The sequence below is a fragment of the Streptomyces milbemycinicus genome (assembly GCF_002154605.1).
GTDB lineage: Bacteria > Actinomycetota > Actinomycetes > Streptomycetales > Streptomycetaceae > Streptomyces > Streptomyces milbemycinicus.
This window is the reverse complement of the sequence record NZ_MUNE01000566.1, coordinates 1-218: the sequence shown is the minus strand read 5'-3', so window position 1 is coordinate 218 and position 218 is coordinate 1. Positions and strand designations below refer to the sequence as shown.

At 74.8% G+C, this 218-nt stretch carries 1 protein-coding gene; it reads left to right on the top strand.

All coding sequences use genetic code 11. The features are described 5' to 3' along the window. On the top strand, positions 1-218 hold a 218-nt coding region (locus CCN51_RS58300), incomplete at both ends, for an alpha/beta fold hydrolase (protein ID WP_245881756.1).

Sequence of the window (218 nt, the reverse complement as noted above, 5' to 3'; positions counted from 1 at the left end):
CGCGGCCGCGCCCGAGGGGCCGCTGGTGCTGGTGGGGCACTCCATGGGCGGCATGACGATGATGGCGCTGGCCGCGCAGCACCCGGAGCTGGTGCGGGAGCGGGTGATCGGCGCGGCGTTCGTGGGCACCTCGTCGGGCAAGCTGAGCGAGGTCAGCTTCGGCCTGCCGGTGGTCGGGGTGAACGCGGTACGGCGGCTGCTGCCGGGCCTGCTGAAGG